16 protein-coding genes are annotated in these 13498 nt (G+C 56.9%); 14 read left to right on the top strand and 2 right to left on the bottom strand.

Annotated features, from left to right (window positions below):
- Positions 1-20 precede the first annotated feature (20 nt).
- On the top strand, positions 21-1508 hold the full coding sequence (gene amyA, locus FU672_RS02540) for an alpha-amylase (RefSeq protein ID WP_148242125.1): 1488 nt from the start codon (positions 21-23) through the stop codon (positions 1506-1508).
- 93 nt (positions 1509-1601) lie between these two features.
- Here the strand turns inward: amyA and yedD are convergent, their stop codons facing one another.
- Both yedD and fliE read right to left on the bottom strand, forming a co-directional pair.
- Positions 1602-2015 carry a lipoprotein YedD gene (yedD, locus tag FU672_RS02545; RefSeq protein ID WP_148242011.1) on the bottom strand — a complete coding sequence of 138 codons (414 nt, stop codon included), beginning with the start codon at positions 2013-2015 and terminating at the stop codon, positions 1602-1604.
- A gap of 74 nt (positions 2016-2089) precedes the next feature.
- Positions 2090-2404 (bottom strand): flagellar hook-basal body complex protein FliE, encoded by a 315-nt coding sequence (gene fliE / locus FU672_RS02550; RefSeq protein ID WP_008500329.1) that lies wholly within the window; start codon positions 2402-2404, stop codon positions 2090-2092.
- 228 nt (positions 2405-2632) lie between these two features.
- Between fliE and fliF the strand changes: the two genes are divergently transcribed.
- From fliF to fliR, 13 genes are all read left to right on the top strand, one after another.
- Complete coding sequence (gene fliF / locus FU672_RS02555; RefSeq protein ID WP_148242012.1) at positions 2633-4300, top strand: flagellar basal-body MS-ring/collar protein FliF; 1668 nt, start codon at positions 2633-2635, stop codon at positions 4298-4300.
- Positions 4293-5291 (top strand): flagellar motor switch protein FliG, encoded by a 999-nt coding sequence (gene fliG, locus FU672_RS02560; RefSeq protein ID WP_148242013.1) that lies wholly within the window; start codon positions 4293-4295, stop codon positions 5289-5291. The genes fliF and fliG overlap by 8 nt, the downstream gene beginning before the upstream one ends.
- Positions 5284-5991, top strand: a complete 708-nt coding sequence (fliH, locus tag FU672_RS02565) for a flagellar assembly protein FliH (RefSeq protein WP_148242014.1) — start codon at positions 5284-5286, stop codon at positions 5989-5991. The genes fliG and fliH overlap by 8 nt, the downstream gene beginning before the upstream one ends.
- Positions 5991-7361 (top strand): flagellar protein export ATPase FliI, encoded by a 1371-nt coding sequence (fliI, locus tag FU672_RS02570; protein ID WP_023336182.1) that lies wholly within the window; start codon positions 5991-5993, stop codon positions 7359-7361. The genes fliH and fliI overlap by 1 nt, the downstream gene beginning before the upstream one ends.
- 21 nt (positions 7362-7382) lie before the next feature.
- Positions 7383-7826, top strand: a complete 444-nt coding sequence (gene fliJ / locus FU672_RS02575; RefSeq protein ID WP_023312304.1) for a flagellar export protein FliJ — start codon at positions 7383-7385, stop codon at positions 7824-7826.
- Positions 7823-9055, top strand: coding sequence for a flagellar hook length control protein FliK (gene fliK, locus FU672_RS02580; protein WP_148242015.1), 1233 nt, complete (start codon positions 7823-7825; stop codon positions 9053-9055). Before fliJ ends, fliK begins: the two co-directional genes overlap by 4 nt.
- A gap of 106 nt (positions 9056-9161) precedes the next feature.
- The gene (gene fliL, locus FU672_RS02585) at positions 9162-9632 is read left to right on the top strand and encodes a flagellar basal body-associated protein FliL (RefSeq protein ID WP_023312306.1); all 471 of its coding nucleotides are present in this window, start codon (positions 9162-9164) and stop codon (positions 9630-9632) included.
- A 4-nt stretch (positions 9633-9636) separates the two neighbouring features.
- Positions 9637-10641, top strand: a complete 1005-nt coding sequence (gene fliM, locus FU672_RS02590; protein WP_023336184.1) for a flagellar motor switch protein FliM — start codon at positions 9637-9639, stop codon at positions 10639-10641.
- Positions 10638-11051, top strand: coding sequence for a flagellar motor switch protein FliN (gene fliN, locus FU672_RS02595; protein WP_023312308.1), 414 nt, complete (start codon positions 10638-10640; stop codon positions 11049-11051). The genes fliM and fliN overlap by 4 nt, the downstream gene beginning before the upstream one ends.
- A 2-nt stretch (positions 11052-11053) precedes the next feature.
- Positions 11054-11428 (top strand): flagellar biosynthetic protein FliO, encoded by a 375-nt coding sequence (fliO, locus tag FU672_RS02600; RefSeq protein ID WP_023312309.1) that lies wholly within the window; start codon positions 11054-11056, stop codon positions 11426-11428.
- Positions 11428-12165, top strand: coding sequence for a flagellar type III secretion system pore protein FliP (gene fliP, locus FU672_RS02605; RefSeq protein WP_008500316.1), 738 nt, complete (start codon positions 11428-11430; stop codon positions 12163-12165). Before fliO ends, fliP begins: the two co-directional genes overlap by 1 nt.
- A 9-nt stretch (positions 12166-12174) precedes the next feature.
- A complete protein-coding gene (gene fliQ / locus FU672_RS02610) occupies positions 12175-12444 on the top strand; it encodes a flagellar biosynthesis protein FliQ (protein ID WP_003859587.1) in 270 nt (89 codons plus the stop codon).
- A gap of 7 nt (positions 12445-12451) precedes the next feature.
- The gene (fliR, locus tag FU672_RS02615; RefSeq protein WP_148242016.1) at positions 12452-13237 is read left to right on the top strand and encodes a flagellar biosynthetic protein FliR; all 786 of its coding nucleotides are present in this window, start codon (positions 12452-12454) and stop codon (positions 13235-13237) included.
- The last annotated feature ends 261 nt before the right edge of the window (positions 13238-13498 follow it).

Below are 13498 nucleotides of genomic sequence, written 5' to 3' on the forward strand. Positions count from 1 at the left end.
TGGCTTCTGGAGCAAGGATGATGAAAAACCCCACCCTGTTACAATGTTTTCACTGGTATTACCCTGCTGGCGGTGAATTGTGGCGAGAGGTCACGGCGTTAGCTCCCAATCTTAACGAAATCGGCATCAACATGATCTGGCTGCCGCCCGCCTATAAAGGTGCATCCGGCGGGTATTCTGTTGGCTATGACTCCTATGACCTGTTCGATCTCGGCGAGTTTGACCAGAAAGGCAGTATCGCCACGAAATACGGCGACAAAGCGCAGCTACTGGAAGCCATTGATGCTCTCAAAAGCAACGATATAGCCGTGCTGCTGGACGTGGTGGTCAACCACAAAATGGGCGCCGATGAGAAGGAAACTGTCCGCGTTCAGCGCGTGAACGAACAGGACCGCACGCAAATCGATGACGAGGTCATTGAGTGCGAAGCCTGGACTCGCTACACCTTCCCTGTCCGGTCCGGGCAGTATTCGCAGTTCATCTGGGATTACAAATGCTTCAGCGGCGTCGACCATATTGAAAACCCCGATGAAGACGGCATCTTTAAAATCGTCAACGACTACACCGGCGAAGGCTGGAACGATCAGGTTGATGATGAGATGGGTAACTTCGATTATCTGATGGGCGAAAATATCGACTTTCGCAATCACGCCGTGACCGAGGAGATCAAATACTGGGCTCGCTGGGTTATGGAACAGACGCGCTGCGACGGGTTTCGTCTGGACGCCGTCAAGCATATTCCCGCCTGGTTTTACAAAGAGTGGATCGAACACGTACAGGAAGTCGCCGACCAGCCGCTGTTTATCGTGGCGGAATACTGGTCCCATGAGGTGGATAAACTTCAGGCCTATATTGACCAGGTCGAAGGCAAAACCATGCTGTTTGATGCCCCCCTGCAGATGAAATTCCACGAGGCGTCACGTCAGGGCCGGGATTACGACATGAGCCAAATCTTCACCGATACCCTGGTGGAAGCCGATCCGTTTCATGCGGTCACCCTCGTTGCTAACCATGACACCCAACCTCTGCAGGCGCTCGAAGCGCCGGTCGAAGCCTGGTTCAAGCCGCTGGCCTACGCGCTGATACTGCTGCGGGAAAATGGCGTGCCGAGCGTCTTTTATCCGGATCTCTTCGGCGCCAGCTATGACGATACGGGGGGAGACGGCGAAACGTACCATATTGATATGCCGGTCATTGAGCAGCTTCACGAGCTGATCCTCGCGCGCCAACGTTTTGCCCACGGCGTGCAGACGCTGTTTTTCGACCATCCTAACTGCATCGCCTTCAGCCGCAGCGGCACGGAGGACGATCCCGGCTGCGTGGTGGTGCTGTCGAACGGGGACGACGGTGAGAAAGTGATTTGTCTTGGGGAAAACTACGGCAACAAAACGTGGCGGGATTTTCTCGGCAATCGCGAAGAAACCATCACCACGGCGGCGGATGGCGAGGGGACGTTTACCTGTAATGGGGGGAGCGTCAGCATTTGGGTAATAGAGGATGCGTTGTAGAAACAATGCCGGGTGGCGGCTGCGCCTTACCCGGCCTACAAAAGCGCCGTCCCGTAGGCCGGGTAAGCGTCAGCGCCACCCGGCAACAAACGCTTACGGAAGCTTACTCTCCAGCGGATTCTTGCTCAGGTAATCCGCACACTCAACCGTTGGGCGGTCGACCTTCTGCAGCTCCAGCCCGTCGTACTCAAGCACGGATCCATCGCGCTCCAGCGGATAGATATCCAGCTTACGCGTCACGTTGTAATAACTGTCTGAACGCAGCATGATTTTACCCGGCACGGCAATCACGCGCAGCCACTGACGGCAGTCCAGCGTGTCGCCCTCCTCCGTCACCACCAGCGTGGCAATCGCCTTCGGGCTTACCATTTTGCTCTGCGGCCCTTTCGACTGCCAGTATCCCGCCAGATTCGCCGGGACAGGATGCTTGATCACGTCGTTATAGTTATCGACCTGAACGCACCCGGTCAGTGCCAGCAGCGCGCCAGCAATTGCTATTTTTTTCATCATCTTTCCTGCATTCGAAGAAAAAAATATTGTGGCATTAAAGCGCTGCGGCTGCCAGCGAAGATCGACAGGTCTTAAACCTGCATCCCCATCACTTCCTGATACGCCGACACCAGCTTGTTACGCACCTGGATCCCCATCTGCAGGGAAACCGAGGCTTTTTGCAAATCGGTCATCACATCATTCAGCGCCACACCCGGCTCACCGAGGGTGAACTTTTCTGCCTGAGTGCGGGCTGCGGTCTGGGTATCACTGATACGGTCAAGAGCGGCATGCAGTTGCCCTGCAAAGCTGATGCTCGGCTGCTGATCTGCCACATTCTGATTACGGGCCGTCATCGCCGTTGCCTGCAACTGACTGATTACCCCTTCAATGCCCTGTATAGCCATGACTCTCCCCTGAATGGTTTTTTACGCGGTCAAGACTAACAGCTTGTCAATAAGATAATGGCGGTAAATAGCGTGAAAAAACCAGGTTATTTGACGCATAGAAAATCACGAATCATCAAATAATGGCAGGGCCATCAATATGGAACTTTTGTCGTGTTTGCCGACCCGGGAGTCAGTTTTGTTTCTCTACACGAATAACGTAAACCACCAGGATTTAAGAGGTGCGCAATGAGTGCAACAGCATCGACAGCGCCGCAGAATAAATCACTCGAGTGGATGAACCGCCTTCGCGCGAATCCTAAAATCCCGTTGATCGTGGCAGGCGCTGCCGCAATTGCGATCCTTGTAGCGATGGTCCTGTGGGCGAAAAGCCCTGATTACCGGACGCTCTACAGTAACCTTTCCGATCAGGATGGCGGCGCCATCGTCACCCAGCTTACCCAGATGAACATCCCTTATCGCTTTGCCGATAATGGCGGTGCGCTTGAGGTACCGGCAGATAAAGTGCACGAACTGCGTCTGCGTCTGGCTCAGCAGGGGCTGCCGAAGGGCGGCGCGGTTGGCTTTGAGCTGCTGGATCAGGAAAAATTCGGTATCAGCCAGTTCAGCGAGCAGGTGAACTATCAGCGTGCGCTGGAAGGTGAACTGGCCCGCACCATTGAAACATTAGGCCCGGTAAAGAGTGCCCGCGTGCACCTGGCGATGCCTAAACCTTCTTTATTTGTCCGTGAACAGAAATCACCTTCGGCTTCCGTTACCGTGAACCTCCAACCTGGCCGCGCGCTGGACGAAGGGCAAATCAGCGCGGTGACGCATCTTGTCTCCAGCGCCGTCGCCGGTCTGCCGCCGGGTAACGTGACGCTGGTTGACCAAAGCGGTCACCTGCTGACGCAATCCAATACCGCCGGTCGCGATCTGAATGATGCGCAGCTGAAGTATGCCTCCGATGTCGAAAACCGCCTCCAGCGCCGTATTGAAGCCATCCTCGGTCCGGTCGTGGGTAACAGCAACGTGCACGCGCAGGTTACCGCGCAGATCGACTTCGCTAATAAAGAACAAACTGAAGAACAATACAGCCCGAACGGCGATGCGGCTCAGGCGGTCATGCGTTCACGCCAGATCAATTCGAACGAGCAGGTCGGCGGTGCATACCCAGGGGGCGTGCCGGGCGCGCTGTCTAACCAACCTGCCCCGGCTAACGCGGCACCGATTTCTACGCCTCCGGCCAATCAGCAGAACGGTCAGCAGACCACCTCAACGACCAATAATGCCGGTCCGCGTACCAGCAGTCGTAACGAAACCACGAACTACGAAGTGGATCGGACGATTCGCCACACTAAACTGAACGTGGGCGATATCCAGCGTCTTTCTGTTGCGGTGGTGGTGAACTACAAAACGCTGGCGGACGGTAAACCGTTGCCGCTCACTGCCGAGCAGATGAAGCAGATTGAAAACCTGACCCGTGAAGCGATGGGTTACTCCGAGAAGCGCGGCGATACCCTCAACGTGGTGAACTCACCGTTCAACTCGGTTGAAGAGACCGGCGGTGAACTGCCGTTCTGGCAACAGCAGGCGTTTATCGATCAGCTGATGTCTGCAGGACGCTGGCTGCTGGTGCTGATTGTCGCGTGGCTGCTGTGGCGTAAGGGCGTTCGTCCGCAGCTCCAGCGTCGTGCTGAAGCTGAAAAAGCGGTTCGCGAACAGATGTCTACGCGTCAGGAAACGGAAGAAGCGGTTGAAGTCCGCCTCAGCAAAGATGAACAGATGCAGCAACGCCGTGCTAACCAGCGCATGGGCGCTGAGGTGATGAGCCAGCGCATTCGCGAAATGTCAGATAACGATCCGCGCGTCGTGGCGCTGGTCATCCGCCAGTGGATGGGTAACGAACATGAGTAATACGCTTACAGGCACCGATAAAAGCGTCATCCTGTTGATGACCATTGGCGAAGATCGCGCGGCAGAGGTGTTCAAACACCTCTCCCAGCGAGAAGTGCAAATTCTCAGTGCGGCGATGGCCAACGTGCGTCAAATCTCCAATAAACAGCTGACCGACGTGCTGTCGGAATTTGAACAGGAAGCCGAACAGTTTGCCGCGCTGAACATCAACGCCAACGACTACCTGCGTTCCGTGCTGGTCAAGGCGCTGGGCGAAGAGCGGGCTGCCAGCCTGCTGGAAGACATTCTGGAAACGCGCGATACCGCCAGCGGTATCGAAACGCTCAACTTTATGGAACCGCAGAGTGCCGCCGACCTTATTCGCGACGAGCACCCGCAGATTATCGCCACCATCCTTGTCCACCTCAAACGTGGCCAGGCGGCCGACATTCTGGCGCTGTTCGAAGAACGCCTGCGCCACGATGTGATGCTGCGTATCGCCACCTTCGGCGGCGTCCAGCCGGCCGCGCTGGCGGAACTGACCGAAGTGCTGAACAACCTGCTCGACGGTCAGAACCTCAAGCGCAGCAAAATGGGCGGCGTGAGAACGGCAGCGGAAATCATCAACCTGATGAAAACGCAGCAGGAAGAGGCCGTCATTACGGCGGTTCGCGAATTCGACGGCGAACTGGCACAGAAAATCATCGACGAGATGTTCCTGTTCGAAAACCTCGTCGAAGTGGACGACCGCAGCATCCAGCGCCTGCTCCAGGAAGTGGATTCCGAGTCGCTGCTTATCGCCCTCAAAGGTGCCGAGCAGCCGCTGCGCGAGAAGTTCCTGCGCAACATGTCTCAGCGTGCGGCCGATATCCTGCGCGACGACCTTGCCAACCGCGGTCCGGTTCGTCTGTCTCAGGTGGAAAACGAACAGAAAGCCATTCTGCTTATTGTTCGTCGTCTGGCGGAAACCGGCGAGATGGTGATTGGCAGCGGAGACGACACCTATGTCTAATGAGCTGCCGTGGAAGCGCTGGACACCGGACGATCTGGCGCCTCCCCTCTCTGAGTTCACGCCGGCCGTCATCGCAACCGAGGAGCTTGACCCGGACGTCGAGCAGCCCGAGCTGAGCGAAGAGGAGCAGCAGGCACAGATGCTGGCTCAGCTGCAAATGCAGGCGCACGAGCAGGGCTATAATGCCGGTCTGAACGAAGGCCGGCAGAAAGGCCACGACCTTGGGTATCAGGAAGGTCTGGCTAAAGGGTTAGAGCACGGGATCGATCAGGCGCGCCAGCAGCAGGCGCCGATCCATGCCCGCATGCAGCAGCTGGTCAGCGAGTTTCAGCACACGCTGGACGCGCTGGACAGCGTGATTGCTTCGCGACTGATGCAGATGGCGCTGGAAGCCGCGCGTCAGGTTATCGGCCAGACGCCCGTGGTTGATAACACTGCGCTGATCAAACAAATTCAGGGTCTGCTTCAGCAGGAGCCGCTGTTCAGCGGGAAGCCTCAGCTGCGCGTCCATCCGGACGATCTGCAGCGCGTTGAAGAAAGCCTGGGCGCGACGCTAAACCTGCACGGCTGGCGTCTGCGCGGCGACCCGTCGTTACATCACGGCGGCTGCAAAGTCTCTGCCGATGAAGGTGACCTGGATGCCAGCGTCGCCACCCGCTGGCAGGAACTGTGTCGCCTGGCGGCACCGGGAGTCGTCTGATGACTGCGCGCCTCACCCGCTGGCTCACCACGCTCGACAACTTTGAGACGAAGATGGCGCAACTGCCATCTGTTCGTCGTTATGGCCGACTGACGCGCGCCACCGGTCTGGTTCTCGAAGCCACCGGCCTGCAGCTGCCCCTGGGCGCGACCTGCGTCATTGAGCGTCAGGATGGTCTGGAAACGCGTGAAGTTGAAAGCGAAGTGGTCGGGTTTAACGGCCAGCGCCTGTTCCTGATGCCGCTTGAAGAGGTGGAAGGCATTCTGCCCGGCGCGCGCGTGTATGCCAAAAACATTTCCGGCGATGGGCTGCAAAGTGGGAAACAGCTGCCGCTTGGCCCTGCCCTGCTGGGCCGCGTACTGGACGGCAGCGGTAAACCGCTCGACGGGCTGCCCTCCCCGGACACCACCGAAACCGGCGCGCTGATCACCCAACCGTTCAACCCCCTGCAGCGTACCCCTATCGAGCATGTGCTGGACACCGGCGTGCGCCCGATTAACGCCCTGCTGACCGTAGGACGTGGACAACGTATGGGCCTGTTCGCCGGGTCAGGCGTGGGCAAATCCGTCCTGCTCGGCATGATGGCGCGCTATACCCAGGCCGATGTGATCGTCGTGGGGCTGATTGGCGAACGTGGTCGTGAAGTAAAAGACTTTATTGAAAACATTCTGGGTGCGGAAGGCCGTGCCCGCTCGGTGGTCATCGCCGCGCCGGCGGATGTGTCGCCGCTACTGCGTATGCAGGGTGCAGCGTATGCCACCCGTATCGCCGAAGATTTCCGGGACCGCGGCAAACACGTGCTGCTGATCATGGATTCCCTGACCCGCTACGCGATGGCACAGCGTGAAATCGCGCTGGCCATCGGTGAGCCGCCGGCGACCAAAGGCTACCCGCCTTCGGTCTTTGCCAAACTCCCTGCCCTGGTTGAACGTGCCGGGAACGGCATCAGCGGCGGCGGCTCCATCACCGCGTTCTATACGGTGCTGACGGAAGGCGATGACCAGCAGGACCCGATTGCCGACTCCGCGCGCGCGATCCTTGACGGTCATATTGTGCTGTCGCGTCGTCTGGCCGAAGCCGGGCACTATCCGGCCATTGATATTGAAGCCTCTATCAGCCGCGCAATGACGGCGCTGATAACCGAGAAGCACTACGCCCGCGTGCGTAACTTCAAACAACTCCTCTCCAGCTTCCAGCGCAACCGCGATCTGGTCAGCGTCGGGGCGTATGCCAAAGGCAGCGACCCGATGCTCGACAAAGCGATTAGCCTGTGGCCGCAGCTGGAGGCATTTTTGCAACAAGGCATTTTTGAACGTGCCGACTGGGAAGATTCAATTCAGGCACTGGAGCTGATTTTCCCGCAGGTGTAACACAGGTGGAGGGCGAAGGTCATGGCGCAAAACAGCGCGTTATCAACGCTGAAAGATCTGGCAGAAAAAGAAGTTGATGATGCCGCATTGCAGCTTGGCGCAATGCGACGCGGGTGCCAGCAGGCTGAAGAACAGTTGAAGATGTTAATCGACTATCAGCATGAATATCGCACCAACCTCAATACCGATATGACACAGGGCATTGGAAGCCAGCGCTGGATTAACTATCAGCAGTTTATCCAGACGCTGGAGAAGGCGATAGATCAGCATCGTCAGCAGCTTAACCAGTGGACCCAGAAAGTCGATACCGCGCTGAATTTCTGGCGTGAGAAGAAGCAGCGACTGCAGGCCTGGCAGACTTTACAGGACCGACAGATCGCGGCAACGACCCTGGCGGAAAACCGTCTGGATCAGAAGAAAATGGATGAGTTTGCCCAGCGCGCATCAATGAGGAAACCGGAATGATCACACTGCAACAACTGCTGATGAGCGACAGCGACCTGTCAGGCGGCACGCAAACAGGGAAAGGCACCGACGGTGCACAGGACTTTCTCTCTCTGCTGGCGGGCGCCCTGTCGGACGCAACGGGCAAGGGCAAAGATGCGCCGCTGACCCTGGCTGACCTGAAAGCCGCCGGCAGTAAACTGTCAAAAGTGGCTCAGGACGCCAAAGGTGATACCACCCTGCAAGCCAAAATTGCCGACCTGCTCTCGCGTCAAACCGCGCTGAATGGCGATGAAACGTCGCCCGTCACGTCGCTTGATACGCTGGTTTCCGGGCTGGTGCCGCTGTCTAAGGGTGACGCCCTGAAGACGCTCAATGCGGCGAACAGCAAAGATGACGGTAAAAGCGAGCTGAGCGAAGAAGAGCTGGCCGGATTAAGCGCGCTGATGGCAATGCTGCCGCACCAGCAAACTACCGCCTCTCGCGTGGCAGGCAGTGACGGCGTTTCCGTTACCTCAACGCTGAATTCCGCGACGCTTTCGCACAATGGTGCGGGCCAACCGTCCCTGAACGCGTCTGCGGGAAGCCACGATAAAGCGCAGAATTCTACGCCTTATCAAAGCCAGGTGAAAAATAACGACCCGGCCCTGTCGGGCAACGCGCCGGCAACCCCGGCCGTGGCCGCGGCAGCAGAGAAGCAGGAACTCGCCAGTTCTTCCTCCTCAGCATCCCCAACGGCCACCCTGGCACCGATTATGTCCAGCCATGCGACCAGTCAGATGGCCGCCACCGTCGCCACCGCGCCGGTGTTAAGTCAGCCTCTGGGGACCCACGAATGGCAGCAATCCCTGAGCCAGCACATCACCCTGTTCACTAAGCAGGGTCAGCAGACAGCAGAGCTGCGTCTGCACCCGGAAGATCTGGGCCAGGTGCAAATTTCGCTTAAGCTGGATGATAACCAGGCACAGTTGCAGATGGTCTCTGCGCATAGCCATGTTCGCGCGGCTCTGGAAGCCGCGCTGCCGGTACTGCGGAGCTCACTGGCGGAGAACGGCATTCAGCTTTCGCAGAGCAGCGTCAGCAGTGAGAGCTTCGCCGGGCAGCAGCAGTCCTCATCCCAGCAGCAGCACCAGGCTTCGCGTTCCGGCAACACCGGCGGTTTTAATGAAGAGAGCGATGAATTACTGCCTACCCCTGCCGCCCTGCAATCCGCAGCGCGCGGTAACAGTGCCGTAGACATCTTCGCTTAAACGCCAGAGGTAGCGTGATTATCCCCGTCTTTTCCACGCTTTGACGACAGCAGGACACGGGATAATCACCTTATTAAGCTGTACCGAAACAGGAAGCTCGTATCAGATGACTGACTCCGCTATCACCAAAAAAAGTAAGCGTTCCATCTGGATCCCGCTGCTGGTGTTGATCACGCTCGCCGCCTGCGCCACCGCGGGCTATAGTTACTGGCGTATGCAGCAGGAACCTACCACCGCTGCAGCCAAGGCTGAAGCGCCACCTCCGCCGGCTCCAGTGTTCTTCCCGCTGGATACCTTCACCGTCAATCTGGGTGATGCGGATCGTGTGCTTTATGTTGGCATTACGCTGCGCCTGAAAGATGAAGCCACCCGTTCACGTCTGAACGATTATCTTCCTGAAGTGCGCAGCCGCCTTCTGCTGCTGTTCTCTCGTCAGGACGCTTCGGCGCTGGCTACCGATGTGGGTAAGCAAAAGCTAGTCGATGCCATTAAACAAACGCTGGCGACCCCGCTGGTAAACGGCCAACCTAAGCAGGAAGTCACTGACGTTCTGTATACAGCATTCATTCTGCGGTAACGACATGGGCGACAGTATTCTTTCTCAGGCAGAAATCGATGCGCTGCTCAACGGCGACAGCGATAACAATGATGATCCTAAACCGGGTATTGGCGGCGATAGCGATATTCGTCCCTATGACCCGAATACCCAGCGTCGCGTGGTACGTGAACGTCTGCAGGCGCTGGAGATCATTAACGAACGTTTTGCACGTCAGTTCCGTATGGGGCTGTTTAACCTGCTGCGTCGTAGCCCGGATATTACGGTCGGTGCGATCCGCATTCAGCCATATCATGAGTTTGCCCGCAACCTGCCGGTGCCAACCAACCTTAACCTGATTCATCTGAAGCCGCTGCGCGGCACCGGTCTGGTGGTGTTTTCGCCAAGCCTGGTGTTCATCGCCGTGGATAACCTGTTCGGCGGCGACGGGCGTTTCCCGACCAAAGTAGAAGGTCGGGAATTCACCCACACCGAACAGCGCGTCATTAACCGCATGCTGAAGCTGGCGCTGGAGTCTTATAGCGACGCGTGGAAAGCGATTAACCCGCTGGAAGTGGAGTACGTCCGTTCTGAGATGCAGGTGAAATTTACCAATATCACCACCTCCCCGAACGATATCGTCGTTAACACGCCGTTCCACGTGGAGATCGGTAACCTGACCGGCGAGTTCAACATCTGCCTGCCGTTCAGCATGATCGAACCGCTGCGCGAGCTGCTGGTTAACCCGCCGCTGGAGAACTCCCGCAACGAAGACCAGAACTGGCGAGAAAACCTGGTCCGCCAGGTCCAGCATTCGCAGCTTGAGCTGGTGGCGAGCTTCGCCGACATCCCGCTGCGGTTATCTCAGATCCTGAAATTACAACCCGGCGATGTTTTGCCGATAGAAAAACCCGACCGCATTATTGCCCATGTGGATGGTGTCCCCGTGCTGACAAGCCAGTACGGCACGATTAACGGTCAGTATGCGTTACGCGTTGAGCACTTGATCAACCCGATTTTGAATTCGCTGAATGAGGAACAGCCCAAATGAGTGACATGAACAATCCGTCCGATGAAAACAGCGGAGCACTGGACGATCTGTGGGCTGACGCGTTAAACGAGCAAAAAGCACCCCCGGCCAAAAGTGCAGCGGATGCCGTATTCCAGCAGCTCGGCGGCGGTGATGTCAGCGGCACGCTGCAGGACATCGACCTGATTATGGATATCCCGGTTAAGCTGACCGTTGAACTGGGACGCACCCGTATGACCATTAAAGAGCTGTTGCGCCTGACGCAGGGTTCCGTGGTGGCCCTTGACGGTCTGGCCGGCGAGCCGCTGGATATTCTGATCAACGGTTATCTGATTGCCCAGGGTGAAGTGGTGGTGGTTGCCGATAAATACGGCGTACGTATCACCGACATCATTACCCCGTCTGAACGTATGCGTCGTCTGAGCCGTTAAGCATGAAAACCCAGGCAACAATATCACAACCTTCTGCCGTTCCCGGCTCGCCTCTGCTCCAGGTGAGCGGGGCATTGTTCGGTATTATTGCCTTTATTCTTATCGCCGCCTGGCTGGCGAAGCGCTTTGGCCTGGCGGGTAAAACCGCCGGTGCCCGCGGCCTGAAAGTCAGCGCCAGCACCACGCTGGGGCCACGCGAACGCGTGGTCATCGTCGAGGTGGATGACGCGCGTCTGGTCCTGGGCGTAACAGCCTCAAACATCAGCGTATTACATAAACTGCCGCCCGCCCCTGTTGTGGTGGACGAGCGCGCAGACGCCCCTGCGGATTTTCAGTCCGTCATGAAGAGTTTGCTTAAGCGTTCCGGGAGATCCTGATGCGCCGTTTGTTATCCCTGACGCTTGCGGGCGTTGGCCTGTTTGCTCCCGCGGTCTATGCGCAATTGCCCGGTCTGGTCTCAACCCCTCTCGCGGGCGGCGGACAAAGCTGGTCGCTTCCGGTCCAGACGCTGGTGTTCATCACCTCGCTGACGTTTATTCCGGCCATTCTGCTGATGATGACCAGCTTCACCCGCATCATCATCGTCTTTGGTCTGCTGCGAAACGCGCTGGGAACCCCTTCCGCACCGCCAAACCAGGTTCTGCTTGGGCTGGCGCTGTTTTTGACCTTTTTTATTATGTCGCCGGTTATCGATAAGATTTATACCGACGCCTATCAGCCGTTCAGCGAAGACAAAATCTCCATGCAGGAGGCGCTGGATAAAGGCGCACAGCCGCTGAGAGAATTTATGCTGCGCCAGACGCGCGAAGCGGATCTGGCCCTCTTTGCCCGCCTGTCCAATACCGGCGAGCTGCAGGGACCGGAAGCGGTGCCCATGCGTATTCTTCTGCCCGCCTATGTCACCAGCGAGCTGAAAACCGCATTCCAGATTGGCTTTACCATCTTTATTCCGTTCCTGATTATCGACCTGGTGATCGCCAGCGTCCTGATGGCGCTCGGGATGATGATGGTGCCGCCCGCCACCATTGCCCTGCCCTTTAAGATCATGCTCTTTGTTCTGGTCGACGGCTGGCAGCTGCTGGTCAGTTCGCTGGCGCAGAGTTTCTACAGTTAAGGAACGGCAATGACACCCGAATCGGTCATGATGATGGGCACGGAAGCGATGAAAGTCGCGATTGCCGTTGCCGCGCCACTGCTGCTTGTCGCGCTGGTTACCGGTCTGATTATCAGTATTCTGCAGGCCGCCACGCAGATTAACGAAATGACGCTGTCATTCATCCCGAAAATCATCGCCGTGTTCGTGGCGATTATCGTGGCCGGGCCGTGGATGCTGAACCTGTTGCTGGACTATATGCGCAACCTGTTTACCAATCTGCCGTACATCATCGGCTGACCTGACGATGCTGCACTTCACCAGCGACCAGTGGGTTCAGTGGCTCGGCATCTATTTCTGGCCGATGCTGCGCATCATGGCGTTGATATCCTCCGCCCCCATTCTCAGTGAGAAATCGATACCCAAGCGCGTCAAGGTGGGGCTGGGCATAATCATCTCCATTATCGTCGCGCCCTCTCTCCCCCCCGTGGATATTCCGATCTTCTCGGCGAATGCGGTGTGGGTGGCCTTGCAGCAGGTGATGATTGGCGTCGCCGTCGGCTTTACCATGCAGCTCGCCTTTGCCGCAGTGCGTACCGCAGGGGAACTGATCGGCCTGCAGATGGGGTTATCGTTCGCCACGTTTGTTGATCCCGGTAGTCATCTCAACATGCCCGTGCTGGCGCGAATTATCGATCTGCTCGCCATGCTGCTGTTCCTGTCGTTCAACGGCCATCTGTGGCTTATCTCCATGCTGGTGGATACGTTCCATACGCTGCCGATTGGCGAAAATCCGGTGAACAGCAACGCCTTTCTGGCGCTCACTCGCGCTGCGGGGCTGATATTCCTGAACGGGCTGATGCTGGCGCTGCCGATCATCACCCTGCTGCTGACCGTCAACCTGGCATTAGGTTTACTCAACCGAATGGCACCGCAGCTTTCAGTGTTTGTCATTGGTTTTCCGCTGACGCTGACGGTTGGAATTTTATTAATGTCATTGCTGATGCCACTTATCGCTCCCTTCTGTGAACATTTATTCGGCGAGATATTCAACCTGTTAGCGGATATTGTCAGCGAACTGCCACGTAAATAATAGCCCGCACTGTTGCTATTGTCTTTCTGAGGATATTCCTAAAATAAAACACGAAAAACATCTTCCAGGATATATCTGACGCGGTTTAATTGTTTCTAACCATCTCACAATACTTAATATTTACTTTACTTTAAGAAGATTCCTGGCAAATTATACGTAACTTTACGGGATAGTGAGTCCGCCTGAAAGTCTTTGTCATGCTCACAGGTTTATTATTTTTTTCCATCCCGTATGGCTGTTTTGAGCTCTCAGGCAGATGGT

This window comes from Enterobacter asburiae (genome assembly GCF_008080435.1).
GTDB lineage: Bacteria > Pseudomonadota > Gammaproteobacteria > Enterobacterales > Enterobacteriaceae > Enterobacter > Enterobacter asburiae_C.